General features: G+C 69.0%; 16 protein-coding genes. 13 read left to right on the top strand and 3 right to left on the bottom strand.

Annotated features, from left to right (window positions below):
* The first annotated feature begins 8 nt into the window (after positions 1-8).
* Positions 9-1,508 (top strand): sensor histidine kinase, encoded by a 1,500-nt coding sequence (locus tag AC1DCG_RS16620; RefSeq protein ID WP_165262617.1) that lies wholly within the window; start codon positions 9-11, stop codon positions 1,506-1,508.
* A gap of 341 nt (positions 1,509-1,849) precedes the next feature.
* On the opposite strand, the gene AC1DCG_RS16615 is transcribed toward AC1DCG_RS16620, so the two are convergent.
* A complete protein-coding gene (locus AC1DCG_RS16615) occupies positions 1,850-2,044 on the bottom strand; it encodes a hypothetical protein (protein ID WP_165262619.1) in 195 nt (64 codons plus the stop codon).
* Positions 2,045-2,347: 303 nt separating this feature from the next.
* On the opposite strand from AC1DCG_RS16615, the gene polA reads away from it, so the two are divergent.
* Entirely contained in the window at positions 2,348-5,254 is a 2,907-nt protein-coding gene (polA, locus tag AC1DCG_RS16610) for a DNA polymerase I (protein ID WP_477028688.1), read from the top strand.
* A gap of 315 nt (positions 5,255-5,569) precedes the next feature.
* Positions 5,570-7,510 carry a methyl-accepting chemotaxis protein gene (locus AC1DCG_RS16605; RefSeq protein ID WP_477028640.1) on the top strand — a complete coding sequence of 647 codons (1,941 nt, stop codon included), beginning with the start codon at positions 5,570-5,572 and terminating at the stop codon, positions 7,508-7,510.
* 103 nt (positions 7,511-7,613) lie between these two features.
* Here AC1DCG_RS16605 and AC1DCG_RS16600 read toward each other — a convergent pair whose 3' ends face one another.
* Positions 7,614-8,354 carry a LytTR family DNA-binding domain-containing protein gene (locus AC1DCG_RS16600; RefSeq protein ID WP_477028639.1) on the bottom strand — a complete coding sequence of 247 codons (741 nt, stop codon included), beginning with the start codon at positions 8,352-8,354 and terminating at the stop codon, positions 7,614-7,616.
* 138 nt (positions 8,355-8,492) lie between these two features.
* Here AC1DCG_RS16600 and AC1DCG_RS16595 point away from each other — a divergent pair, with 138 nt between their 5' ends.
* The 6 genes from AC1DCG_RS16595 (at position 8,493) to AC1DCG_RS16570 (ending at position 17,821) form a co-directional block, all read left to right on the top strand.
* Positions 8,493-9,017, top strand: coding sequence for a DUF2306 domain-containing protein (locus AC1DCG_RS16595; protein ID WP_477028638.1), 525 nt, complete (start codon positions 8,493-8,495; stop codon positions 9,015-9,017).
* A 53-nt stretch (positions 9,018-9,070) separates the two neighbouring features.
* Complete coding sequence (locus AC1DCG_RS16590) at positions 9,071-9,538, top strand: DUF2141 domain-containing protein (RefSeq protein ID WP_477028637.1); 468 nt, start codon at positions 9,071-9,073, stop codon at positions 9,536-9,538.
* 89 nt (positions 9,539-9,627) lie between these two features.
* Positions 9,628-10,326, top strand: a complete 699-nt coding sequence (locus tag AC1DCG_RS16585) for a TetR/AcrR family transcriptional regulator (protein WP_477028636.1) — start codon at positions 9,628-9,630, stop codon at positions 10,324-10,326.
* A 185-nt stretch (positions 10,327-10,511) separates the two neighbouring features.
* Positions 10,512-12,752, top strand: coding sequence for a TonB-dependent receptor (locus tag AC1DCG_RS16580; RefSeq protein ID WP_165262629.1), 2,241 nt, complete (start codon positions 10,512-10,514; stop codon positions 12,750-12,752).
* 89 nt (positions 12,753-12,841) lie between these two features.
* The gene (locus AC1DCG_RS16575; protein WP_477028635.1) at positions 12,842-14,176 is read left to right on the top strand and encodes a spinster family MFS transporter; all 1,335 of its coding nucleotides are present in this window, start codon (positions 12,842-12,844) and stop codon (positions 14,174-14,176) included.
* 288 nt (positions 14,177-14,464) lie between these two features.
* On the top strand, positions 14,465-17,821 hold the full coding sequence (locus AC1DCG_RS16570) for a trifunctional glycoside hydrolase family 18/polysaccharide deacetylase/glycosyltransferase family 2 protein (protein WP_477036748.1): 3,357 nt from the start codon (positions 14,465-14,467) through the stop codon (positions 17,819-17,821).
* 180 nt (positions 17,822-18,001) lie between these two features.
* Here the strand turns inward: AC1DCG_RS16570 and AC1DCG_RS16565 are convergent, their stop codons facing one another.
* Positions 18,002-19,684 (bottom strand): methyl-accepting chemotaxis protein, encoded by a 1,683-nt coding sequence (locus tag AC1DCG_RS16565; protein WP_477028633.1) that lies wholly within the window; start codon positions 19,682-19,684, stop codon positions 18,002-18,004.
* A 542-nt stretch (positions 19,685-20,226) separates the two neighbouring features.
* On the opposite strand from AC1DCG_RS16565, the gene sucC reads away from it, so the two are divergent.
* The 4 genes from sucC to AC1DCG_RS16545 form a co-directional block, all read left to right on the top strand.
* On the top strand, positions 20,227-21,426 hold the full coding sequence (gene sucC / locus AC1DCG_RS16560) for an ADP-forming succinate--CoA ligase subunit beta (RefSeq protein ID WP_165262637.1): 1,200 nt from the start codon (positions 20,227-20,229) through the stop codon (positions 21,424-21,426).
* Between the two features lie 2 nt (positions 21,427-21,428).
* Positions 21,429-22,313: a succinate--CoA ligase subunit alpha gene (gene sucD / locus AC1DCG_RS16555; protein ID WP_058348626.1), complete on the top strand. Its 885-nt coding sequence runs from the start codon at positions 21,429-21,431 to the stop codon at positions 22,311-22,313.
* Between the two features lie 274 nt (positions 22,314-22,587).
* Positions 22,588-25,551: a 2-oxoglutarate dehydrogenase E1 component gene (locus AC1DCG_RS16550; protein ID WP_477028632.1), complete on the top strand. Its 2,964-nt coding sequence runs from the start codon at positions 22,588-22,590 to the stop codon at positions 25,549-25,551.
* A 107-nt stretch (positions 25,552-25,658) separates the two neighbouring features.
* A partial coding sequence (locus AC1DCG_RS16545) for a biotin/lipoyl-containing protein (protein WP_477041566.1) occupies positions 25,659-25,973 on the top strand: 315 nt, incomplete at its 3' end.

The raw sequence follows: 25,973 nt of genomic DNA, 5'->3' as shown, positions 1-25,973 counted from the left end.
CCAGACGAATGGCCGAACCGGTCACGCCGCCCGCCGCTCCCGACAAGCCGCCCGGAAGACGCCTTCCGTGGCCCGGCGGCCTCTCGGCGCGCCTGCTGCTGCTGACCGCCCTGTTCGTGTTCCTGGCCGGCGCCTTCATCCTGCCGCCGGCCCTGGCCGACCTCGAAAAGCAGTGGCTGCTCGACCGGGTGCGGGCCGCCGAACTGGCCTCGACCATCGCCGACGCCGACCCCGAGCGCCGGGTCACCGACCAGGTCTCCCAGCGCCTGCTCGACCAGGCGGGCGTCGTGATCGTGGCCCTGCAGGTCGACGGCGCCCGGCGCCTGGTGCTGCCCACCGAGCCGCGCGCCATCGAACAGCCCTACCTCGTCGACCTGCGCGGCCAGAACCCCGGCTCGTGGCTGGCCGCCCCGTTCTTCACCCTGAAGAGCAAGCCCGGCAGCCTGGTGCGGGTGATGGCCGAGCCGCGCTTCCGCCAGGAAGCCGAGTTCGTCGAGATCGTGCTGCCCGACGCCCCGCTGAAGGCCCACCTGATCTCCAACTTCTGGCGGCTGGCGGGCGTGACCCTGTTCGCCGCCGGCCTGGCCGGGGGTCTGATCTATCTGTCGCTGAACTTCCTGCTGGTGCGGCCGATGCAGCGCATCACCAAGGCCATGGAGCGTTTCCGCGCCGATCCCGAGGATCCCGAGGCCCGGGTGGTGGTGTCGCGCCGCCGCGACGAGATCGGCCGCGCCGAGGCCGAGCTCGACGCCATGCAGACCGACCTGCGCACCGCCCTGCAGGCCAAGGCCCGCCTGGCCGCGCTGGGCGAGGCGGTGGCCAAGATCAATCACGACCTGCGCAACATGCTGACCAGCGCCCAGATGGCTTCGGACCGCCTGGCCGCGCTGGGCGATCCCAAGGTGGCCCAGGCCCTGCCGCGCCTGGAACGGGCGCTGGACCGCGCCATCACCCTGGCCAGCGACGTCATGGCCTACGGCAAGTCCAAGGAGCCGGCCCCGGTGGTCCGCACGGTGGGCCTGCGCGCGGCCCTGGAGATGGCGGCCGAGGATTCCGGCCTCACCCCGCAGGGCGTGGCGCTGGAGACGGTGATCGATCCGCGCGAGCAGATCCAGGCCGACCCCGACCAGTTGCACCGCATCCTGACCAACCTGCTGCGCAACGCCCGCGAGGCCATCGAGGGCGCGCCCGACCGCAGCGGCAAGGGCCGGGTGTTCGTGGAACTGCGCCGCGCCGACGGCATGAGCCATCTGCGGCTTTCGGACGACGGCCCCGGCGTGCCGGCGCGGGCGCGGGCCAACCTGTTCCAGCCGTTCGTGGGCTCGGTGCGTCGCGGCGGCACGGGCCTTGGCCTGGCCATCGCCCGCGAACTGGCCCAGGGCCACGGCGGGGATCTTGCGCTGGTGGAGACCGGCCCCGGCGGCTCGGTGTTCGACCTGACCCTGGCGGGCGCCCCCGAACCCGCGCCGGCGCCCGAAGAGAACGAGCCGGCGAAGTCGAAGCCTTAGGCCGGATCGACATTCAATCGCTTGCCCCGATTTTTCACCGAGCCTCCCCGCGAAGGCGGGGACCCAAGCCGAGGTCGCCGATAGTCCACGGCCGCGCCCAAGCCCGAACGTCAGCTTGGATCCCCGCCTTCGCGGGGAAAATCGGCCTATTGGGGGCCGCAGTTGGATGAATGTCGATCCGCCCTAGGGCTCCACGCCCCTATCCGCCCGTCATTCCCGCCCTTGTGGCGGGAAGCCCTGGTTCCGCTCGCACGTGACGCTCGAAGCGTCACCCGACCCGCCCTTGTGGCTGACAGAGGGCTTCCCGCCACAAGGGCGGGAATGACGGGAGGTCTAAAGACTCAGACCACGTACTGCTTGGGCAGGGGCGCGCCCTGCTCGGCCGGCGCCAGCGGCGCGCGCAGTTCGACGGGCTCGCTGGTCAGCGTGTCGGGCGCGGGCGGCGGGGCCAGGATCCCGGTCGCCAGAACGCCGGCGACCACAAGGCTGCAACTTCCCAGGCCAAGGCCCAGGGCTATGGTCTTCTTCAAGGTCATGTTCAAAAAAGTATCCGCGTCGGGGAGGGCGCTTTTACTCACCAGGAACCAAGCCTCTGATGGGCCCTGAGGTTCCCAGGGCTCGCCAGAAGGATTGCGTCCGTCTCACGAGCGGACGTGCTTTTGCCTGTAAACCATCCACAGGTCCAGCATGGGGCGCCTTAAGGGCGATCTCGCCTCATTTGGGCGAACAGCGGTTGCAAAGCGGCGCTGTGGAGCTCGCAGCCGCCCCGCGTCAGCAACCGTTCGCGGCGTGCTTGGCGAGGGTTCCGGCGCAAGCCCGATCCCCTTATGTTCGCCGCCATGACCGACGCCGCCGCGCCCGAATCCGCCCAGACCCGTCCGCTGACCCAGGACGGCCCCGCCCTGCGCCTGTTCCTGGTGGACGGCTCGGCCTATCTGTTCCGCGCCTATCACGCCCTGCCGCCCCTGACCCGCAAGAGCGACGGCCTGCCCGTCGGCGCGGTGCAGGGCTTCTGCAACATGCTGTGGAAGCTGATGCGCGACATGCAGGGCGACGCCCCCACGCACCTGGCGGTGATCTGGGACCACTCGGAAAAGACGTTCCGCAACAAGCTGTACGATCAGTACAAGGCCCACCGTCCGCCGCCGCCGGAAGACCTGATCCCGCAGTTCCCGCTGGTGCGCGACGCCACCCGAGCCTTCGGCGTGCCGGCCATCGAGCTGCCCGGCTACGAGGCCGACGACCTGATCGCGGCCTATGCCTGCGCGGCCCGCGACGCCGGCGGCGAGGCCGTCATCGTCTCGTCCGACAAGGACCTGATGCAGCTGGTCGGCGACAGCGTCTCGATGTTCGATCCCATGAAGGGCGTGCGCATCGGCCGGGCCGAGGTGTTCGAGAAGTTCGGCGTCTATCCCGAGCAGGTGGTCGACGTGCAGTCGCTGTGCGGCGACAGCGTCGACAACGTGCCCGGCGCCCCCGGTATCGGCATCAAGACCGCCGCCCAGCTGATCACCGAGTACGGCGACCTCGACACGCTGCTGGCCCGCGCCGGCGAGATCAAGCAGCCCAAGCGCCGCGAGACCCTGATCAACTTCGCCGACCAGATCCGCCTGTCCAAGGCCCTGGTCACGCTGGACTGCGACACCCCCCTGCCCGAGCCGCTGGACGACCTGGTGGTGCGCGAGCCCGATAAGGCCGTGCTGGCCGCCTTCCTCGACGAGATGGAGTTCAGGACGCTCGCCCGCCGGGTGGGCGACGGCAACGCCGCGGCCGCGCCGCGCACGCTGGACGCGCGCCCGTCGGACAGGGCCGTCACCGCGCCGGTGACCAGCGTGTCCTACGTCTCGGCCGCCGCCCGCGCCGCGGCCAATCCGGTAGCCGAGCCGGTCGCCATCGACACCGCGTCTTACGTCTGCGTGCGCGACCTGCCGACGCTGCAGGTCTGGATCGACAAGGCCCGGGCCAAGGGCGTGGTGGCCTTCGACACCGAGACCGACGCCCTGTCGTCGGCCAATGCGGGCCTGTGCGGCGTGTCTCTGGCCATCGCGCCGGGCGAGGCCTGCTACATCCCCGTCGGCCACGAGGAGAAGGCGCAGGACGGGGGCCTGGCCTTCGAAGCCCCGGCCAAGCTGGAGCAGATCTCCGAGGAAGAGGCCCTGGCCGCGCTGAAACCGCTGCTGGAAGACCCGTCGGTGCTGAAGGTCGCCCAGAACGCCAAGTACGACATCGCCGTGATGGCCCGCCGGGGGATCAAGGTCGGCCCGATCGAAGACACCATGCTGATCAGCTACGTGCTGGAGGCGGGCCTGCATGGCCACGGCATGGACGAGCTGTCGGAGCTGTGGCTGGGCCACAAGCCCATTCCGTTCAAGGAAGTGGCCGGCACGGGCAAGAGCCAGATCAGCTTCAAGCACGTGGCGCTGGACAAGGCCACGGCCTACGCCGCCGAAGACGCCGACGTCACCCTGCGCCTCTACAACGTCCTGCGCCCGCGCCTGGCGGCCGAAGGCCTGCTGACCGTCTACGAGACCCTGGAGCGTCCGCTGCCCGCCGTGCTGGCGACCATGGAGAACGACGGCGTCCGCGTCGATCCCGAGACCCTGCGCCGCCTGTCGAACGAGTTCTCGCTGCGCATGGCCGAGTTCGAGGAGCAGGCGCAAAAGCTGGCCGGCCGCCCGTTCAACCTGGGCAGCCCCAAGCAGATCGGCGACGTGCTGTTCGGCGAGCTGAACATGAAGGGCGGCAAGAAGACCGCCACCGGCCAGTGGTCGACCGATAGCGACGTGCTGGAAAGCCTGGCGGGCGAGCACGAGCTGCCGCGCGTGCTGCTCGACTGGCGTCAGCTTTCCAAGCTCAAGGGCACCTATACCGAGAACCTGATCGCCGCCATCAGCGAGCGCACGGGCCGGGTGCACACCTCCTACGCCCTGGCCGCCACGACGACCGGCCGCCTGTCGTCGTCGGACCCCAACCTGCAGAACATCCCGGTGCGCACCGAGGAAGGCCGCAAGATCCGCAAGGCGTTCGTGGCCGAGCCGGGCAAGGTGCTGATCAGCGCCGACTACAGCCAGATCGAGCTGCGCCTGCTGGCCCATATCGGCCAGATCCCGCAGCTGCAGCAGGCCTTCCGCGACGGGCTCGACATCCACGCCATGACGGCCTCGGAGATGTTCGACACCCCGATCGAGGGCATGGACCCGCTGATCCGCCGCCGGGCCAAGGCCATCAACTTCGGCATCGTCTACGGCATCAGCGCCTTTGGCCTGGCCAACCAGCTGGGCATCGGCCAGGGCGAGGCCGGGGCCTACATCAAGACCTATTTCGAGCGCTTCCCCGGCATCCAGGCCTATATGGACGCCACCAAGGCCTTCGTGCGCGAGCACGGCTACGTCACCACGATCTTCGGCCGCAAGATCAACATCCCCGACATCCACGCCAAGTCGGTGGGCCAGCGTCAGTTCTCTGAACGCGCCGCCATCAACGCCCCGATCCAGGGCGCGGCGGCCGACGTCATGCGCCGGGCCATGGTGCGCATGCCCGGCGCGCTGGAGGACGCGGGCCTGTCGGCGCGCATGCTGCTGCAGGTGCACGACGAACTGGTGTTCGAGGCCCCCGAGCATGAAGCCGAGGCCGTCTGCGCCGTGGCCCGCGGCGTCATGGAGGGGGCCGCCGAGCCCGCCGTGGCGCTTTCGATCCCCCTGACGGTCGAGGCCCGCGCCGCGCTCAACTGGGACGAGGCGCACTAGAACCGAGCCTCGCTGGCCGGTCCGACACCGCCAGATCCGCCTCAGGGCGAAATATTTTCGGGCTGAATTTTTGTCGCACCCCGCTCCGCCTCAGGTGGAGCGGGCTTGCCGCCATCTGCGGTAACCCCTTACGCAGCGCAACCTTGGGAAGTTGGGAGCGCTCCGTCGCCGACCGACGGCATGTAACGGCGGTCGTCGGGTGCGACATTCCGCCACGGTACGGTTAATCCCGTGGAAACCGCGATCTCGCCAGAGCTTGCAGCGAGGACGTGTGCGGTCGCGCATATCGTCGGGGCAGATATCCGGAGGCGGGTCGTGCGTTTTGGTGACTTGAAGATTCCCCAGAAGCTGATGGTCGTGTTCGGCGTGATGCTGGCCGCCATCATGGCCATGGGCGTTACGCTGTTCATCAACCAGCAGGCCTACAAGGGCTCGGTGCAGCGCACGGCCGTGGCGCACGCCAGCCTGCGCGCCGCCGACACGGCCGCCTTCCGCCTGACCCGCCAGGAGAACTCATTGCGCGGCTTCCTGCTGTCGGGCGACGCCTACTACGTCGACCGCCTGGAGAACGCCCACAAGCCGAAGTTCGTGGCCGCCCTCGACGAGCTGCGCAAGCTGGCCGGCAAGGACGAGGCCGACCTCGCCCGCATCGCCGCCGTCGACGCGGCCTACGCCGCCTACCGCGCCCAGGCCATCGAGCCGGCCGAGAAGCTGGGCGCCGATCCGGCCACCCGCGCCCAGGCCATCGACCTGGTCAAGCACGACGGCGTCGCCGACAAGGCCGTCGAGCCGGTCGAGAACGCCATCGAAGCCATCACCACCGACGCCGAGGCCGTCGTCGCCGCCGAGACCGCCGCCCAGGCCGCCGCCTCGCTGCGCAGCACGCTGGTCCTGGCCCTCGGCATCGCCGTCACCCTGGCCGTCGCCGTCGGCGGAGGCCTGATGCTGACCGGCGGCATCGCCGCCCCGGTCGCGGCCATGACCACCGCCATGCGCCGCCTGGCCTCGGGCGACAACAGCGTCGCCGTGCCGGCCTCGGGCCGCAAGGACGAGATCGGCGAGATGGCCGGCGCCGTCGCCACCTTCAAGGACGCCGCCATCCACAAGCTGCGCCTGGAAGAGGAAGCCGCCGCCGCCGCCGCCCGCACCGAGCGCGAACGGACCGAGCGCGAAGCCGAGAAGGCCGCCGAGGCCGAGGTCGACCGCATCGCCATCCACGCCCTGGCCGAAGCGCTCGGCTCGCTGGCCGACGGCGACCTGACCTACCGCATCGACGCCGAGTTCGCCCCCAAGGCCCAGCAGCTGAAGACCGACTTCAACGCCGCCGCCAGCCGTCTGCAGGACGCCCTGCGCGGCATCAACGGCGCCACCGGCGGCATCCGCGCCGGTTCGGAAGAGATCGCCCAGGCCTCCGACGACCTGTCGCGCCGCACCGAACAGCAGGCCGCCAGCCTGGAAGAGACCGCCGCCGCCCTCGACGAGATTACCGCCACCGTCCGCAAGACCGCCGCCGGCGCCAAGGAGGCCTCCAGCGTGGTCGCCGCCGCCCGCGCCGACGCCGAACGTTCGGGCGCGATCGTCAGCCAGGCCGTCAGCGCCATGGCCGGCATCGAGCAGTCCTCGGGCCAGATCGGCAACATCATCGGGGTGATCGACGAGATCGCCTTCCAGACCAACCTTCTGGCCCTGAACGCGGGCGTCGAGGCGGCTCGCGCCGGCGACGCCGGCAAGGGCTTCGCGGTCGTCGCGCAAGAGGTGCGGGCCCTGGCCCAGCGCTCGGCCGAAGCGGCCAAGGAGATCAAGACCCTGATCTCGACCTCGACCCAGCAGGTCGGTTCGGGCGTGTCGCTGGTCGGCCAGACCGGCGAGGCTCTGCAGCGCATCGTCGACCAGGTGGCCACCATCGACGCCCTGGTCACCGAGATCGCCGCCTCGGCCACCGAGCAGTCGACGGGCCTGCACCAGGTCAACACCGCGGTGAACCAGATGGACCAGGTCGTCCAGCAGAACGCCGCCATGGTGGAAGAGGCCACCGCCGCCACCCACTCGCTGAAGGGCGAGACGGGCGAGCTGGCCGCCCTGGTCGGCCGCTTCAAGGTCGGCGGCGACGGCGCCGCCCGCGCCTCGACCCCGGCCGCCCCGCGCGCCAACCCGGTGCACGCCGCCCAGGCCCGCGCCCAGACCTTCGTCCGTCCAGGTCGCCCCGGCGGCTCGGCCGCCCTGGCGACCAAGGTCGACGAGTGGGAAGAGTTCTGAGCCGAACGGTTCAGCCAGTAACGGAAAGGGCGGCTCGCAAGGGCCGCCCTTTTTCGTTGCACGCCGCGCCCCTCCGTATCGCCAAGCAGCGGGGACGCGCCCCCTAGAACCAGCCCGCCTCGCGCAGGGCCTTGGCGTAGGCGCGGCTGACGGGGGCCTCGGCGCCGTTGGCCAGGGTCAGCACGGCTCGGCCGTCGCCGCGCCTGGCGTCCGCCACCGCCGCGCGGGCCACCCACCAGGAGCGGTGGGTCTGGGCGCCCTCGATGCCCTCCAGTTCGGCGACGGCGTCGGATAGGCGCATCAGGATCAGGTCCTCGCCCCTGGAGGTGTGCAGGCGCAGATAGTGGTCCTGGGCCTCGACGGCGTAGAGGGTCGCGCCGCGCAGCCTGGGCGGCAGGCGATCGAGAAAGCGCGGCGGCGCAGCCTCGGGAGCGCCGGCATGGGTCTCGATCGGCCGACGGGCGGCCAGGAAATTCAACGCCGTGATCGCCGCGGTGATCACCAGCACCGGCAGGAAGAAGCGCCCCAGGGTCTCCAGGCGCGGCAGGCCGCCGAACATCAGGCTCGACACCGCCCAGACGTACAGCGTGCCGGGCAGCGCCACGCCCAGGGTGATGACCGCCCCGCCGACGAACGGCCGCCGCTCGGTCAGGCCGCTGTTCTGCACGATCCCGCCGACCACCGCGCCGGCCGCCGCGCCCGACCAGCACAGCACCAGCCAGTAGACGAGCCGCATCCACAGCGGCGCATCGCCCGTGCCGAAGGCGCCGACGAAGGCCAGGAACAGGCCGGCGATCCCCGCCACCAGCACGCCGCGCCCGTGCCGCGCCGCCAGGGTCGCCATTCGCGAAGCGTGAACGGCGGGCGGCGGCGACTGGCGAAGCGAAGCCGGCTGCTCACGTAACGGCGATTGAGACACGGCCCGGGCGGCTCCTATCGGTTCGTCGGCGGCGACGCACCCCGACGCCGCACGGAGATCAAGATGTCCCAGCCCGACCTGTCAATGCACGACGCCGCCGCCCGCCGCTTTCGCCGCCGGGGCCTGGCCGGCGTGCTCGTCGCCACCGCGCTCGCCGCCGCGCCGATCCTGATGCTCAAGAGCGCCCCTCACCTGCCGGACCTGTCGCTGGTGGCGGCCGCGCCGCTGAAGATCCAGATCCACATCGCCGCCGCCCTGACCGCGCTGGCCATCGGCACGGTGCTGATGATCGGCGTGAAGGGCACGGCCCTGCACCGCACCCTCGGCTGGACCTGGGTGGCGGCCATGGCCACGACGGCGGTCAGCTCGCTGTTCATCCGCGAGATGAACCACGGCGCGATGAGCTGGATCCACCTACTGTCGGGCTGGACGATCATCGCCCTGCCGATGGCCGTCTACGCCGCCCGCCGCCACAACGTCCACCTGCACCGGCGCTTCATGACCGGCCTGTTCGTGGGCGGACTGATCGTCGCCGGCGGCTTCACCTTCCTGCCCGGCCGCCTGCTGTGGCGCGTGTTCTTCGGTTGAGCGCGTTGTCGTTTCACAGTCTGTTGCCCTCGCGCCCTTCAAGGACCCTCTTCATGCGTCTCGCCGTCTTCCTCGCCGCCGCCCTGACGGCCGTTCCGGCCGCCGGCCTCTGCCAGGACATTCCCCTCGTCGCCGCTCCGCCCGCCGCCGCCGCGCCCCGGGGCGAGGCCGGCCTGACCCTGAGCTTTCCCACGCTGAAGGCCCATACCGGCGCGCTGCACGTGGCCGTCTACGACAGCGCCCAGGCCTGGAAGGGCGGCGCGGCGGTCGCGTCGGTGAACGTTCCGGCCGCCGAAACCACGCCGAGCGTGCGCCTGGACCTGCCGGCCGGGACCTACGCCGTCCGCGTGTTCCACGACGTCGACGGCGACGGCCGCCTGGGAACCAACGGCTTTGGCATCCCGGTCGAGCCCTACGGCTTTTCCAACGACGCCAAGGGCATGATGGGCCCGCCGTCCTTCGAGGCCGCCGCCTTCACCGTCGCGCCGGGCGAGAACGCCCAGGCCCTGAGCCTGCAGTGAGGCCCGGCCCGAACGGCCCCGCTCTTGCCAGGGCGCCGCGCACGGGCCTATCCGAGGAACAACGATAGTTCGGGAGGGGCCCGCTCGACATGACCGCCGCCAAGACCCGCGCCCGTTCCGGCGGGCGGGGCCGCCCTTCCAAGGCCACGGGCCTGGACCTCAAGGAGACCATCCTCGACTCCGCCGAGGGCCTGTTCGCGCGGCACGGATTCCACGGGGTGACCACCCGCCAGGTGGCGTCGGAGGCCGGCGTCGACACGGCCCTGATCCACTACTATTTCGGCGCCAAGCGCGAACTGTTCGACGCGGTGTTCCTGCGCCGGGCCGAGATCCTCAACCAGGCCCGCAGCGTCTCGATGAACGCCTATGTGGAGACCTTCGGCGAGCGCATGACGGCGGAAGGTGTGATCACCGCCTTCATCGATCCGCTGCTGCGCATCTCGCAGGAGGGCGGCGGCGGCTGGAAGAGCTATTTCGCCCTGGTCGCCCAGGTGAACAACACCCCGGCCTGGGGCGGCGAGACCATGGCCCGGTTCTTCGACCCCGTCGTCCACCAGTTGGTCGACACGCTGAAGATCGTTCGTCCCGACGCCGAATATCGCGACCTCTACTGGTGCTACCAGTTCCTGACCGGCTCGATGATGCTGGCCCTGTCGGAGACCGGCCGCATCGACTCGCTGTCCGAAGGCCTCTGCCATTCCAGCGACCTGGAGGCCGTCCGCGCCCGCCTGTTCGCCTATTGCGCGGCCGGCTTCGAGGCCGTCATCGCCAAGCAGAGCAAGGCCTGATCCGTACACCGATCACACTTTTCACCACCTGGTGAAAAAAGGCTGGCGCAATCCCTCAACCTAGGTGACAGTGAAGTCGAATTCTCGCGACGGTGAAATCGTGCGGGAAACGCTGGAAACGAGACCGCCAAAGACGGTCCGGCCGGCGTGAGGGACGAAACGCATCTAGGTAAGAGGGGCTGTCCATGAAAACGATGTGGAAGGCTGCGCTGCTGGCTGGCGCGGCGTGGGGCGCTGCGAGCAATCTCGCGGTTGCACAGGAACAGGCGACCACGACCAGCGAAACGGGCGTCGGCGTCGAGGAAGTCGTCGTCACCGCCCGCCGCCGCGAAGAAACGCTGAAGGACGTGCCCGTGGCCGTCTCGGCCTACAGCGCCGGCGCGCTGGAGCGGATCGGCGCCTCCGACATCACCAGCCTGCAGCAGTCGACCCCGAACCTGACCCTGCAGGTGGCTCGCGGCTCGAACTCGACCCTGATCTCGTTCATCCGCGGCGTCGGCCAGCAGGACCCGCTGTGGGGCTTCGAGCCCGGCGTGGGCCTCTATGTCGACGACGTCTACATCGCCCGCCCGCAGGGCGCGGTGCTCGACGTGTTCGACATCGAGCGCATCGAAGTGCTGCGCGGCCCGCAGGGCACGCTGTATGGCCGCAACACCATCGGCGGCGCGGTGAAGTACGTGACCCGCAAGATCGGTCCCGATCCCGAGGTCCGGATCAAGGGCACGGTCGGCAACTACAACGAGCGCGACGGCCTGATCTCGGTGAAGGCCCCGATCAACGACAAGCTGGCGGTCAGCTTCGCCGCCGCCAAGTTCGACCACGACGGCTACGGCAAGAACCTCAACACCGGCGCCGAGCACTACGACAAGGACGTCGCCACCGGTCGCGTCAGCGTCGAGTACACCCCGAGCGACGCCCTGTTCTTCCGGCTGTCGGCCGACACCACGCGCGACGAGTCCAACCCGCGCCACGGCCACCGCGAAGTGCGCGCGCTGAACATCCTGGGCCAGCCGATCGCCGGCGGCGAGGTGCTGCCCGACGTCTACGACACCCGCGCCGGCTCGGGCGACAGCAACCTCGTCAAGAATAGCGGCGTGTCGCTGCTGGGCCAGTGGACGATCAACGACCTGATCACCGTCAAGTCGATCACCGCCTACCGCTCGGGCAGCACCGAGGGCACGATCGACTTCGACGAACTGCCGGGCGCCTATCTCGACATCCCGGGCCGCTACAACGACCACCAGTTCAGCCAGGAATTCCAGGCGCTGTTCACCGGCGACCGCTGGCAGGGCGTGGCCGGCGTCTATTACATGAACGCCACCGCCGCCGGCGCCTTCGACACCGTGGTCAGCCAGATCAACACGACCATCGCCACCGCCGGCAACGTCGACACCGAAAGCTATTCGGCCTTCGCCGACGTCAGCTACGACCTGACCGAGCGCCTGTCGGTCTCGGTCGGCGGCCGCCTGACCCGCGACGAGAAGTACGGCCGGGTCTATCGCCAGAACTTCACCGGCATCCGCAGCCCGCTGTTCGGCAACAACGCCGCCGTTCCGGGCCTGCTGCGCTCGAGCTTCACCAACAAGAAGACCTTCTCGAAGTTCACCCCGCGCCTCAGCGCCAAGTACGAGATCAGCGACGACCTGAACGCCTATGTCTCCTACAGCCAGGGCTTCAAGTCGGGCGGCTTCGACATGCGCTCCGACCAGATCCTGACGCCCAACTCGGCCGAGGGCTACGAGCCCGAGACCGTCGACTCGTTCGAAGGCGGCCTGAAGGGCTACTTCTTCGACCGTCGCCTGAGCCTGAACACCGCGGTGTTCTACTCCAAGTACAAGGACATGCAGGTCACCCAGCAGACCCCGGTCGGCGCCTCGATCGCCAGCCAGGTGCTGAACGTCGGCCGCGCCCACATGTCGGGCTTCGAGGTCGAGGGCGTCGCCAAGCTGGCCCACTGGGTCAGCGCCAACGTCTCGCTGGGCTACATCAAGGCCGAGTTCGACGAGTACCGGGCGCTGGACCTGACCTCGACGCCGCCGGTGGTGCGCGACTTCTCCGACTCGCGGGTGTTCCAGAACACCCCCAAGTGGACGGGCAATTTCGGCCTGAACTTCAGCCACGACCTGGGCGACAACGGCTCGATCACCTTCACCCCGACGGCCTCGTACCGTTCGTCCTACCACATGTTCGAGATCCCCTCGGCGCTCGATCAGGGGGCCTACTGGCTCTATGACGCCAGCCTGATCTGGACCTCGGCGCAGGGCCGCTACAAGGCCGCCCTGACCGGCAAGAACCTGGGCGACGAGCGCTATCGCATCGGCGGCTACAACTTCCCGCAGTCGGCGGCCGTGTTCTACGGCAACTCCGTCAGCGCCTTCTACGGCCCGCCGCGCACGGTGACGGCGTCGTTCGAAGTGAAGTTCTAGGCGAACGCCTCGGGCGACGGCTTGCTGCAACAGGCCGTCGCCCTTTTCTTATCCGGGCTAAATAAAGCCGAGTTTGATTCCCTGGGGGCATGGCGATGGACGACGGTCGCAAACCTGACGAGGCCGCGCCGGCCCCGAGCTATCGCTACGTGGTGCTGGCCACGCTGATCCTCGTCTACACGCTGAACTTCCTCGACCGGCAGATCCTCGGGATCCTGGCCAAGCCGATCAAGGACGAGTTCGGTCTCACCGACGGCCAGTTCGGCCTGATGGGCGGCCTGGCCTTCGCCCTGCTCTACACCACCCTGGCCATCCCCATCGCCTGGCTGGCCGACCGCTTCAGCCGCGTGTGGATCATGACCGCCGCCCTGACCGTGTGGAGCGGCTTCACCGCCCTGTGCGGCTTCGCCGGCGGCTTCTGGCAGCTGTTCTTCTCGCGCATGGGCGTCGGCGTCGGCGAGGCCGGCGGCGTGGCCCCGGCCTATTCGCTGATCGCCGACTACTTCCCCAAGAGCCAGCGGGCGCGGGCGCTGGCCGCCTACGCCTTCGGCATCCCGCTGGGCTCGGGCCTGGGCACCCTGGTCGGGGGCCTCTTGGCCGCCACCTACGGCTGGCGCACCGCCTTCATCGTCGTGGGCCTGCTGGGCGTGGTGCTGGCGCCGGTCTTCCGGGCGATCGTCAAGGACCCCCAGCGCGGCGGCGCCGACCGCATCGAAAGCGGCGCGCCCCCGGCCCCGGCCGCACCGCCCCCGCCGTTCGGCGACGCGGTGCGCCTGCTGGCGGCCAAGCCGTCGTTCTGGCTGCTGTCGTTCGGGGCGGCCGCCTCGTCGGTGTGCGGCTACGGCGTGGCCGCCTGGCTGCCCAGCTTCTTCATGCGCAGCCTGGGCCTCACCCTGTCGCAGACCGCCTGGTACTATTCCGGCATCGCCCTGTTCGGCGGCCTTCTGGGCATCTGGCTGGGCGGCGTGGTCGCCGACAAGCTGGGGGCCAAGTCCAAGTCGGGCTATCCGATCACGCCGGCCATCGCCTTCTTGATCTCGGTGCCCTGCTTCCTGCTGGCCATGAACAGCGGCGCGCTGTTCGGGGGCCTGGGCAAGAGCGCCGCCATGACCGCGGCCTTCCTGATCTTCCTGATCCCCACGGGCCTGAACCTGGCGTGGCTGGGCCCCATCACCGCCGCCGTCCAGCACCTGGCCCCCGCCCCGATGCGCACCACCGCCTCGGCCCTGTTCCTGCTGATCAACAACCTCTTGGGCATCGCCGTCGGCATCTACTATTTCGGCCTGGTCTCCGACCTCCTCAAGCCGGTGTTCGGCGCGGAGTCGCTGCGCTGGTCGATCTACACCGGCATGGCCTTCTACCTGGTGGCGGCCGGCCTGTTCTTCCTGGCCAGCAAGCGGCTGGAGAAGGACTGGGTGGACTAATCCGCCGCCTCTCAATTCCGCCCGTCATTCCCGCCCTTGTGGCGGGAACCCCTCTGTCAGCCGCAAGGGCGAGAGGGGCGGACTGCTGAGCAGTCCGCTTGCGCCTCTTGGGGGAGCGGAACCAGGGCTTCCCGCCACAAGGGCGGGAATGACGGGATGTGAAGGAGCCTGCACAGCCAAAAAGTCGCAGTCGCTTCAAGGCCGTTCAAGCGCCACCGTTCGGACATGATCGAGGATCATTGCGCCGCCGAAACCGTGTTATCAGCGGTATGAACGGGGCACGGCGCGATGAGCGGCGACGATCGGCACATCTTCCATGATCCCACCGGCAAGCGGCGGCGCAGGTTCACCCTGGCGGCGGGCATAGGCCTGTCGCTGGTCGCGGCGATCGTCGCCGGCTTCCTGGCCACCCTGGCCTTCGCGCCTCGCCTGCCGGCGGTGACGCTGAAGGACCCACACGTGCTGTCGGCCCTGCACGAAGAGACGGTCCATCGCCTCAAGCCCGGCAAGCCGCCGGCCTGGCGCGCCCTGCCCGCCCCCAAGACCCCGACGGCCGCGGGCGCGGCCAAGCCGCTGAGCGTCGGCTTCTACGTGCCCTGGGACGAGGACAGCCGCGAGTCCCTGCGCCGCCACATCGGACAGCTGGACGTGGTCTCGCCCCAGTGGGTTGCGCTGAACGGTCCCAAGGGCCAGATCGCGGTCGACGACGACCCCGTGGGCACGGCCCGCATCGCCGCGGCCACCAACCACCCCACCGTGCTGCCGCTGGTCCACAACTCGGCCGACGCCCGGTTCGACGGCCCGATGGCCGACGCCCTGCTGGCCGATCCGGCCGCCCGCAAGGCGCTGATCGCCAACCTGGTCGCCCTGGCCCAGCGCCGGGGCTTCGGCGGCTATATCTTCGACCTTGAGGCCCTGTCGCCCAAGGGCCTGGCCAACTATCCGCTGCTGCTGGACGAGGCCCGCGCGGCTTTCAAGGCCTCGGGCCGCGAGGTCTGGGTCACCGCGCCCTTCGACGAGCAGGGCTGGCCGCTCAAGCGCCTGCAGCAGTCGGCCGACACCATCGTGCTGATGGCCTACGACCAGCACTACGGCGGCGGCGATCCGGGCCCCAACGCCGGCCAGGACTGGTACGAGGCCGAACTCGACAAGCGCTTCTCCGCCCTCGACCCGGCCCGCACGGTGCTGGCGCTGGGCGCCTACGGCTACGACTGGACGCTGAAGCCCGACGGCGCGGCGGCCGGCGGCGACGCGGCCACCTTCCACGAGGCGATCCGCAACGCCCAGGACGCCGGCGCGGCGATCCGCATGGACGACGACGCCCTGAACCCAACCTACGCCTACGCCGCCGACAACGGCGACAAGCACGTCGTCTGGTTCCTCGACGCGGCCACGCTGTTCAATCAGGTCAAGGCCAGCGACCCGTTCAAGCCGCGCGGCTATGGCCTGTGGCGCATGGGCGGCGAGGATCCCGGGGTGTGGAGCGTGCTGGGCCAGCCCTACGGCAAGGGAACGGCCGGCGGCCTGGCCCGCATCCCGGCCGGCCAGAGCGTGGATTTCGACGGCGGCGGCGAGGTGCTGCGCGTCTCGTCCCTGCCCACGCCCGGCAAGCGCTCGCTGGAGTTCGACCCCGACACCGGCCTGATCTCGGGCGAGACCTATGACGTGCTGCCCAGCTCCTACGTCATCGAGCGCTACGGCCAGAAGCCGGGCCTGGTGGCCCTGACCTTCGACGACGGCCCCGACCCGCGCTGGACGCCGAAGATCCTCGACATCCTCAAGGCCAAGAACGCGCCCGCGACCTTCTTCGTCATCGGCCAGAACATGCAGAAGCATCCGGGCCTGGTCGAGCGCGAGATCCGCGAGGGCCACGACGTCGGCGGCCACACCTGGACCCACCCCAACATCGGCGAGACGCCGCTGCCCCAGACCCAGGTCGAGCTGAACGCCACCCAGCGCCTGTTCGAGGTGGTCACCGGCCGCTCGATGCGCCTGTTCCGCCCGCCGTTCTTCGGCGACGCCGAGCCCTCGACCCCGCGCGAGGTCGATCCGCTGGTGATCGCCCAAACCCTCGGCTACCTGATCGTCGGCCTGCGGATCGACACCGACGACTGGCAGAAGCCGCCGCCGCAGGTGATCATCGACCGCGCGCTGGACCGGCTGGACCACCCCGGCGCCAATCCCGGCCAGGTGGTGCTGCTGCACGACGCCGGCGGCAACCGCGAGAACACGATCAAGGCCCTGCCCGGCCTGATCGACGGCATCCGCGCCCGCGGCTACCGGCTGGTGACGGTCGGCGAACTGGCCGGCATGACGCCCGAACAGGTGATGCCGAAAAGCGAGCGCGATCCCGTCGGACTGGCGCTGGACCGCCTGGGCTTCGGCTTCTTCCGGGGACTGAACGCCCTGCTGGCCGGGCTCTTCATCACCGCCATCGCCCTTGGGGTGGCGCGCCTGGTCTTCCTGGCCTGCCTGGCGCTGGTCCACAAGGCGACCGAACGCACGCCCGAAGACCTGGACGCCGCAGCCGGCCCGCTGGTCAGCGTGCTGATCCCCTGCTTCAACGAGGAGAAGGTGATCGCCGCCTCGGTGGCGCGGATCCTGGAGAGCGACTGGAAGAACATCGAGGTGCTGGTCCTCGACGACGGCTCCAAGGACCGCACGGCCCAGGAGGTGCGCGACCACTTCGAGGGCGATCCGCGCGTGACGCTGCTGTCGTTCGAGAACGGCGGCAAGGCGCGGGCCGTCAACCGGGGCCTGGCCGTGGCCAGGGGCGAGTACGTCGTGGCCCTGGACGCCGACACCCTGTTCCCGCCCGAGACGATCGGGCGCCTCGCCCGCTGGTTCGCCGACCCGAAGATCGGGGCCGTGGCCGGCAACGCCATCGTCGGCAACCGCCTCAACATCGTCACCCGCTGGCAGGCCCTGGAATACGTCACCGCCCAGAACCTGGAGCGGCGGGCGCTGGCCGCCCTGGGCGCGGTGACCGTGGTGCCGGGCGCGGTCGGGGCCTGGCGCAAGAGCGTGCTCGACGCCCTGGGCGGCTATCCCTCCGACACCCTGGCCGAGGACCAGGACCTGACCATCGCCTGCCAGCGCGCCGGCTGGAAGGTGGCCTTCGACCCCGAGGCCCGGGCCTATACCGAGGCGCCCGACACGGTGGCGGGCCTGCTCAAGCAGCGCTTCCGCTGGTCGTTCGGCACCCTGCAGTGCGTGTGGAAGCACCGCGCGGCGCTGTTCAACGCCAAGACCCCGGTGCTGGGCTTCGTGGCCCTGCCGCAGATCTGGCTGTTCCAGATCCTGCTGGCCGTGGCCGCGCCGCTGGTCGACCTGGCCGTGATCTGGAGCCTGGTCTCGGGCCTCTACGCGGCGGTCGCCCACCCGCTGGAATGGCGGCCCGACGACATGGTGCGGGGCCTGCTCTACTGGGCGGTGTTCATCCTCGTCGACCTGTCGGCCGGCGCCCTGGGCATGGCCCTGGAGAAACGCGCGCCGTGGGCGGACCTGCCCTATCTGCCGGTGCAGCGCTTCGGCTATCGCCAGCTGATGTACTACGTGGTGGTCAAGTCGGTGCTGACCGCCGTGCGCGGCGGCCGGGTCGGCTGGGGCAAGCTGGAACGCCGGGCGACGGCGGCGGTCAAATGAAACACCTCTCCCGGAGGGAGAGGGAGGGGCCCATGCGCAGCATGGGAGGGTGAGGGGTTTTGGCCTTTCCGGACGGGCTGTGACTGAGGGGTGATGGGACCGCCGACGGTGTACCCCCTCACCCTCCCACGCCTAACGGCGCGGGCCCCTCCCTCTCCCCTTGGGAGAGGTTTTCCGGGGTTAAGCCCGCCGGCGCTGGATTTGGGCCGGGGCCGACGTGGCGCTGCTGACCTCGAACTGCGAGACCAGCTGCGCCAGTTCGCCGGCCTCCAGCTTCAGGCTGGCCGAGGCGACGGTGGCTTCCTCGACCATGGCCGAGTTGCGCTGGGTGACCTCGTCCATGCGATTGACGGCGGTGTTGACCTCCGACAGGCCCGTGGCCTGCTCGCGCGAGGACTGGGCGATCTCCAGGATCAGGCCGTCGATCTTGCCGACCTTGTCGACGATGGTGGCCAGGGCCTCGCCGGTCTCGCCGACCAGCCGCACGCCGCGGCCGACCTGCGAGGTGCTCCGGGCGATCAGGGCCTTGATCTCCTTGGCGGCCTCGGCCGAGCGCTGGGCCAGGGCCCGCACCTCGGAAGCCACGACCGCGAAACCCTTGCCCGCGTCGCCGGCCCGGGCGGCCTCGACGCCCGCGTTCAGGGCCAGCAGGTTGGTCTGGAAGGCGATCTCGTCGATCACGCCGATGATGCTGGTGATCTTGCCCGAGCTCTCCTCGATCTCGCCCATCGCCGCCACGGCCTCGCTGACGATCTCGCCCGAGCGGGTGGCGTCGATGCGGGCGGCGGAAGCCACCTGCGAGACCTCGCGCGCGCCCTCGGCGCTGCGATTGACGGTGGCGGTGATCTGGTCGAGAGCGGCGGCCGCCTCCTCCAGGTTCGAGGCCTGGATCTCGGTGCGGCGCGACAGGTCGTCGGCGGCGATCGAGATCTCCTGCGCGCCGGCCCCGACGCTCTGGGTGGCCGAGGCCACCACGCCCATGGCGCCGTCCAGCGCCGACATGGCGCTGTTGAAGTCGTCGCGCACCTTGGCGAACTGCGCATCGACCGGCTTTTCGATGCGGTAGGTCAGGTCGTTGCGGGCCAGGTGATCCAGGCCCGTGGCGATGGCGTTGACCGCGTCGACGCGGCCGGTGACGACGGTGGCGAACTTCACGACCTTGGCGATGCGGCGCTTGTGGTCGAAGATCGGGTTGTACGAGGCCTGGATCCAGACCTCGCGTCCGCCCTTGCCCAGGCGCTTGAACTCGGCGGCGACGAACTCGCCGGCGTTCAGCCGCGCCCAGAAGGCGGCGTAGCCCGGCGCATTGGCCTCGGCCGGCTCGACGAACATCCGGTGGTGGCGGCCCTGGATCTCGGTCAGCGAGTAGCCGAGGGCGTCGAGGAAGTTCTGGTTGGCGGTCAGGATCTCGCCGGCCGGGGTGAACTCGATCACCGCCTGGGCCCGGCCGATGGCCTCCATCTTGCCATGCTGCTCGGCGGCGCGGCGCTTCTGCTCGGTGATGTCGGTGGCGATCTTGACGATGCGGGTCACCGCGCCGCGCGCATTGCGGATCGGGTTGTACGAGGCCTGGATCCAGACCTCGCGGCCGCCCTTGCCCACCCGCAGGTACTCGCGGGCGTCGAACTCGCCGCGGCCGAGCTTGGCCCAGAAGGCCGCATAGTCGCTGCTGGCCGCGTAGTCGGGCTCGACGAACAGGCTGTGGTGCTGGCCGACGATCTCGGCCAGGTCGTAGCCCATGGCCGTGCAGAAGTTCGCGTTGGCGGTCAGGATCCGGCCCTTGGGGTCGAACTCGATGGTCGCCAGCGAGCGATCGAGGGCCTCCAGGGTCAGGGCGGCCTGAACTTGCGAGCGGTTGAACATGGAGCGTCTTCCGTTGCCTGACCGGGGTTTTCCCCAGGGTGCGTACGGCAAGGAGAAGCTTCGGGACGGTCAATAAATGATTGATACTTTCAAGCCTTGACGTCGCACCGAGTATATCCTGCCTCTCCTTGGCGATTTTGCACAAAATGAATCGTATTTAAGTCGTTGTTTTTCCAAGTTCGGCCGCACGACGCTCGCCGACCGCAGCAATACTTCGTCACGAACTGCGGCATATCCGCCGGCTGGCCGGCCAGGCGCAACCGCAGTGCACAAACGGCCAACTCTCGCGATTAAAGTGAGCGGTAACAGGGTTCTTTGAGGTCCCTTGCGCCCCCGAACGCCTTGCCAGCCTGGGGCTGTGGACGATTTGCGAAAAGATCAGGCTTTTCGATCGCCCGGCCCAGGAAGGGGGCGCCGTTGTCCAATCGGACAACGGATCGAAAATATGGGGGCGCCTTATCGTCCAAGTGCGGTTGCGCCTGCGAAATCACGCTCCTATAACGCCGCCACATTCAAGAACCGTCGCGGAAGACCGGTCCCTCATGAACATTCACGAGCATCAAGCCAAAGCCGTCCTCGCGGAGTTCGGCGCCCCCGTCCCGCGCGGCTACGCGGCGTTCACCGTCGACGAAGCCGTCGCCGCCGCCGAGAAGCTGGGCGGTCCGGTCTTCGTCGTGAAGAGCCAGATCCACGCCGGCGGCCGCGGCAAGGGCAAGTTCGAGGGCCTCGGCCCCGACGCCAAGGGCGGCGTCCGCGTCGTCAAGTCGGTCGAAGACGTCAAGACCAACGCCGCCGAAATGCTCGGCCGCGTGCTGGTGACGCACCAGACCGGCCCCAAGGGCAAGCAGGTGAACCGCCTCTACATCGAGGAAGGCGCCGCGATCGCCAAGGAATTCTACCTGTCGCTGCTGGTCGACCGTGAAACCTCGATGGTTTCGGTCGTCGCCTCGACCGAAGGCGGCATGGACATCGAAGACGTGGCCCACGCCACGCCGGAAAAGATCCACTCGTTCTCGATCGACCCCGCCACCGGCGTGTGGCCGACCCACCAGCGCGCGCTGGCCAAGGCCCTGGGCCTGACCGGCGGCCTAGCCAAGGAAGCCGCCGTGCTGCTGACGCAGCTCTACACGGCGTTCCTGGCCAAGGACATGGCGATGCTGGAGATCAACCCGCTGATCGTCACCGCCGACGACCACCTGCGCGTCCTGGACGCCAAGCTGTCGTTCGACGGCAACTCGCTGTTCCGTCACCCGGACATCCGCGCCCTGCGCGACGAGAGCGAAGAAGACCCCAAGGAAATCGAAGCCTCGAAGTACGACCTGGCCTACATCGCCCTCGACGGCGAAATCGGCTGCATGGTCAACGGCGCCGGCCTGGCCATGGCCACCATGGACATCATCAAGCTGTACGGCGCCGAGCCGGCCAACTTCCTCGATGTCGGCGGCGGCGCTTCGAAGGAGAAGGTCACCGCGGCCTTCAAGATCATCACCGCCGATCCGGCCGTGAAGGGCATCCTGGTCAACATCTTCGGCGGCATCATGCGCTGCGACATCATCGCGGAAGGCGTCATCGCCGCCGTGAAGGAAGTCGGCCTGACCGTCCCGCTCGTCGTTCGCTTGGAAGGCACCAACGTCGAACTGGGTAAGAAAATCATCTCGGAAAGCGGCCTGAACGTCATCGCCGCCAACGATCTGTCTGACGGCGCCGAGAAGATCGTCGCGGCCGTGAAGGGTGCTCGCTAATCATGTCGATCCTCATCGGTTCTGAAACCAAGGTCATCACCCAGGGCTTCACCGGCGCCCAGGGCACGTTCCACTCGGAACAAGCCATCGCCTACGGCACCAAGATGGTCGGCGGCGTCACCCCCGGTAAGGGCGGCCAGACGCACATCGGCCTGCCGGTGTTCGACACCGTCGGCGAAGCCAAGGAAGCCACCGGCGCTGACGCCTCGGTGATCTACGTCCCGCCGCCCTTCGCGGCCGACTCGATCCTGGAAGCCATCGACGCGGAAATCCCGCTGATCGTCTGCATCACCGAAGGCATCCCGGTGCTGGACATGGTGCGCGTGAAGAAGGCCCTGCAAGGTTCGAAGTCGCGCCTGATCGGCCCGAACTGCCCGGGCGTCCTGACCCCGAACCAGTGCAAGATCGGCATCATGCCGGGTTCGATCTTCTCGGAAGGCTCGGTCGGCGTCGTGTCGCGTTCGGGCACCCTGACCTATGAAGCCGTGTTCCAGACCACCAACGCCGGCCTGGGCCAGACCACGGCCGTCGGCATCGGCGGCGACCCGGTCAAGGGCACCGAGTTCATCGACGTGCTGGAACTGTTCCTGGCCGACGAAGCCACCAAGTCGATCGTCATGATCGGTGAAATCGGCGGCTCGGCCGAAGAAGAAGCGGCCCAGTTCCTGAAGGACGAAGCCAAGCGCGGCCGCAAGAAGCCCATGGTCGGCTTCATCGCCGGTCGCACGGCTCCTCCGGGCCGTCACATGGGTCACGCCGGCGCCATCATCTCGGGCGGCAAGGGCGGCGCCGAGGACAAGATCGCTGCGATGGAAGAAGCGGGCATCCGCGTCTCGCCGTCGCCGGCGAAGCTGGGCGAGACCCTGCTCGAAGTCCTCAAGGGCTAAAAGACTACCGAAACCCCGCCTCGCGCGGGGCCCAGGTTTTTTGCGACCGCCAGTCGACGATCCGAAAAAATCACCTGGGCCCCGCCGCATGGCGCGGGCGACGGGTGATTGAGAGACTATATTTACGGGACCGGTGTCTAACCGGTCCCGTAAACGGATCCGAAGCGCAGCGGCCGAAAATGGATAGCGGCCAACCGGTCGTCGCGCTTCATGTTTGAAACGAGCTCGTGATCCCGCCGGATGGCCTCGGCGGGCGAGCATCGAGGCGAAGACGATGGCGGACGACGCAGGCATCATCAATCAGGTCTTGACCGAGACCTCCTTCCTCTACGGCGCGAACGCCGCATTCGTTGAGGACCTCTACGCCCAGTGGGCGGAGAACCCCGGGTCGGTCGAGCCCTCTTGGAACGCCTTCTTCTCCTCGCTGGCCGAGCAGGCCGATCAGGTCAAGCGCGCCGCCAAGGACCCGGCCTGGACGCCCAAGAGCGTCCCCACCGCCCGTCCCGACTGGCTTTCGGCGCTTGACGGCCAGTGGGCCAGCGTCGCTCCCGCCGTCGAAGCCAAGATCTCCAAGGCCGTCGAGGCCAAGGCTCCCGGCGCTTCCGCCGAAGCCGTCCGCGCCGCCACGCTGGACAGCCTGCGCGCCATCATGATGATCCGGGCCTACCGGATGCGCGGCCACCTCGCCGCCAACCTCGACCCGCTGGGCCTGGATCCCGCCAAGGACGCCAGCGAGCTCGACCCGGCCACCTACGGCTTCGCCGAAGCCGACTACGACCGTCCGATCTTCCTCGACTTCGTGCTGGGTCTGGAAACCGCCACGATCCGCGAGATCCTGTCGATCCTGCGCCGCACCTACTGCGGCAACGTCGGCGTCCAGTACATGCACATCTCCGACCCGGCCGAGAAGGCCTGGCTGCAGGAGCGCATCGAAGGCCGCGACAAGGAAATCACCTTCACCAAGGAAGGCAAGGTCGCCATCCTCAAGAAGCTGGTCGAGGCCGAGGGCTTCGAGCGCTTCCTGCACAAGCGTTTCCCCGGCACCAAGCGCTTCGGCCTCGACGGCGGCGAAGCCATGGTCCCGGCCATGGAACAGATCATCAAGCGCGGCGGTTCGCTGGGCGTGAAGGACATCGTCCTGGGCATGCCGCACCGCGGCCGCCTGAACGTGCTGGCCGCCGTGATGGGCAAGCCCTACCACGTGATCTTCCACGAATTCCAAGGCGGCTCGTCGGTGCCCTCGGACGTCGAGGGTTCGGGCGACGTGAAGTACCACATGGGCGCTTCGTCGGACCGTGAGTTCGACGACAACAAGGTCCACCTGTCGCTGACCGCCAACCCCTCGCACCTGGAAATCGTCAACCCGGTCGTGATCGGCAAGGCCCGCGCCAAGCAGGCCTTCACCCTGCGCGAACAGCCGGACGCCGGCCGCGGCCACGTGCTGCCGCTGCTGCTGCACGGCGACGCGGCCTTCGCCGGCCAGGGCGTCGTGGCCGAGTGCTTCACCCTGTCGGGCCTGAAGGGCTACCGCACGGGCGGCACCATCCACTTCATCGTCAACAACCAGATCGGCTTCACCACCAGCCCGCGCTACTCGCGCAGCTCGCCCTACCCGAGCGACATGGCCCTGATGGTCGAGGCCCCGATCTTCCACGTGAACGGCGACGATCCCGAAGCCGTGGTGTTCGCGGCCAAGGTCGCCACCGAATATCGCCAGATGTTCGGCAAGGACGTGGTCATCGACATGGTCTGCTACCGTCGCTTCGGCCACAACGAAGGCGACGATCCGACCATGACGTCGCCGCTGATGTACGCGAAGATCAAGGGCCACCCCTCGACGCGCGAACTGTACGCCAACCGCCTGATCGCCGAGGGCCAGATCAGCCAGGCCGAGTCCGACGCCTGGGTCGGCGAGTTCGAGACCTTCCTCGACAAGGAATTCGAAGCCGGCAAGAGCTACAAGGCCAACAAGGCCGACTGGCTCGACGGCAAGTGGAAGGGCCTGGCCCAGCCGGGCGACGAAGAGCGCCGCGGCAAGACCGACGTGCCGCTCGCCAAGCTGCAGGAACTGGCCGCCAAGATCACGGCCATCCCGGAACGCATCGACGCCCACAAGACTGTGCGCCGCGCGATCGAGAACCGTCGTGACGCCTTCACCAAGGGCGAGGGCCTCGACTGGGGCGCCGCCGAGCACATGGCGTTCGCCACCCTGCTCGACGAAGGCTTCCCGGTCCGCCTGTCGGGCCAGGATTCGGTCCGCGGCACCTTCACCCAGCGCCACTCCGACGTCATCGACCAGAAGACCGAAGAGCACTACACGCCGCTGAACAACATCCGCGCCGGCCAGGCCAACTACGAAGTCATCGACTCGGCCCTGTCGGAAGAGGCGGTTCTGGGCTTCGAGTACGGCTTTTCGCTGGCCGACCCGAACACCCTGACCCTGTGGGAAGGCCAGTTCGGCGACTTCGTGAACGGCGCCCAGGTGGTGATCGACCAGTTCATCAGCTCGGGCGAACGCAAGTGGCTGCGGATGAGCGGTCTGGTGATGCTGCTGCCGCACGGCTACGAAGGCCAGGGCCCCGAGCACAGCTCGGCGCGCCTCGAGCGCTTCCTGCAGTCGTGCGCGGAAGACAACATGCAGGTCGTCAACTGCACCACGCCGGCCAACTACTTCCACGCCCTGCGTCGCCAGATGCACCGTGAGTACCGCAAGCCGCTGATCGTGATGTCGCCCAAGAGCCTGCTGCGCCACAAGCGCGCCGTCTCGAACCTATCGGACCTGGCCGAAGGCACCGCCTTCCACCGCGTGATGGTGGACGGCGCCGAAGCCGGCTGCGACGTCGGCGGGATCACGCTGAAGAGCGACGATCAGATCAAGCGCGTCATCATGTGCTCGGGCAAGGTCTACTTCGACCTCGTGGACCAGCGCGCCAAGAGCGGCCGCGACGACGTCTACATCCTGCGCCTGGAGCAGTTCTATCCGTGGCCGATGAAGTCGGTCATGGGCGTCCTGAACCGATTCAAGAACGCCGAACTGGTGTGGGTGCAGGAAGAGCCGAAGAACATGGGCGGCTGGACCTTCGTCGATCCGTGGATCGAGCTGACCCTCGACAAGATGGACATCAAGGCCAAGCGGGCCCGCTACGTGGGCCGTCCGGCCAGCGCCTCGACCGCCGCCGGCCTGATGAGCCGCCACCTCAAGGAGCTCGAAGCCTTCCTCACCGAAGCCTTCGCCTAAGAGCACCAACCTTCAAGCCGCCGCGTCCTCGGACTTGTTCGATGGGCGCGGCGGCCTAAGTTCGTTTAGACCCCGACCGCCAGATCAAAGAGACATCGGAACCTGACATGGCCGACATCATGACCCCCGCCCTGGGCGAATCCGTCACCGAAGCGACGGTCGCCCGCTGGACCAAGAAGGCCGGGGAGGCCGTGAAGAAGGACGAGCTGCTCGTCGAGCTGGAAACCGACAAGGTCAGCCTCGAAGTCGTCTCGCCGGCCGACGGCGTCCTGGCCGCGATCAGCGCCGAAGAAGGCGCCACCGTCGTTCCGGGCACGGTCCTGGGCGTGGTGACCGAAGGCGCGACCGCCTCGGCCGCTCCGGCCGCCGCCGCTCCGGCTCCGGCCGCTGCTCCGGCCCCCGCCCCGGCTCCGGCGCCCGCC

Source organism: Caulobacter sp. 10L414 (assembly GCF_056395525.1).
The sequence above is the reverse complement of the archived record's forward strand: the minus strand, read 5'-3'. Positions and strand labels throughout refer to the sequence as shown.

Excerpts from the sequence above, each read along its gene's own strand:
- AC1DCG_RS16620 (WP_165262617.1), top strand. The coding sequence starts at position 9 with ATGGCCGAACCGGTCACGCCGCCCGCCGCTCCCGACAAGCCGCCCGGA.
- AC1DCG_RS16615 (WP_165262619.1), bottom strand. The coding sequence starts at position 2,044 with ATGACCTTGAAGAAGACCATAGCCCTGGGCCTTGGCCTGGGAAGTTGC.
- polA (WP_477028688.1), top strand. The coding sequence starts at position 2,348 with ATGACCGACGCCGCCGCGCCCGAATCCGCCCAGACCCGTCCGCTGACC.
- AC1DCG_RS16600 (WP_477028639.1), bottom strand. The coding sequence starts at position 8,354 with ATGGCGACCCTGGCGGCGCGGCACGGGCGCGGCGTGCTGGTGGCGGGG.
- AC1DCG_RS16595 (WP_477028638.1), top strand. The coding sequence starts at position 8,493 with ATGTCCCAGCCCGACCTGTCAATGCACGACGCCGCCGCCCGCCGCTTT.
- AC1DCG_RS16590 (WP_477028637.1), top strand. The coding sequence starts at position 9,071 with ATGCGTCTCGCCGTCTTCCTCGCCGCCGCCCTGACGGCCGTTCCGGCC.
- AC1DCG_RS16585 (WP_477028636.1), top strand. The coding sequence starts at position 9,628 with ATGACCGCCGCCAAGACCCGCGCCCGTTCCGGCGGGCGGGGCCGCCCT.
- AC1DCG_RS16580 (WP_165262629.1), top strand. The coding sequence starts at position 10,512 with ATGAAAACGATGTGGAAGGCTGCGCTGCTGGCTGGCGCGGCGTGGGGC.
- AC1DCG_RS16575 (WP_477028635.1), top strand. The coding sequence starts at position 12,842 with ATGGCGATGGACGACGGTCGCAAACCTGACGAGGCCGCGCCGGCCCCG.
- AC1DCG_RS16570 (WP_477036748.1), top strand. The coding sequence starts at position 14,465 with ATGAGCGGCGACGATCGGCACATCTTCCATGATCCCACCGGCAAGCGG.
- AC1DCG_RS16565 (WP_477028633.1), bottom strand. The coding sequence starts at position 19,684 with ATGTTCAACCGCTCGCAAGTTCAGGCCGCCCTGACCCTGGAGGCCCTC.
- sucC (WP_165262637.1), top strand. The coding sequence starts at position 20,227 with ATGAACATTCACGAGCATCAAGCCAAAGCCGTCCTCGCGGAGTTCGGC.
- sucD (WP_058348626.1), top strand. The coding sequence starts at position 21,429 with ATGTCGATCCTCATCGGTTCTGAAACCAAGGTCATCACCCAGGGCTTC.
- AC1DCG_RS16550 (WP_477028632.1), top strand. The coding sequence starts at position 22,588 with ATGGCGGACGACGCAGGCATCATCAATCAGGTCTTGACCGAGACCTCC.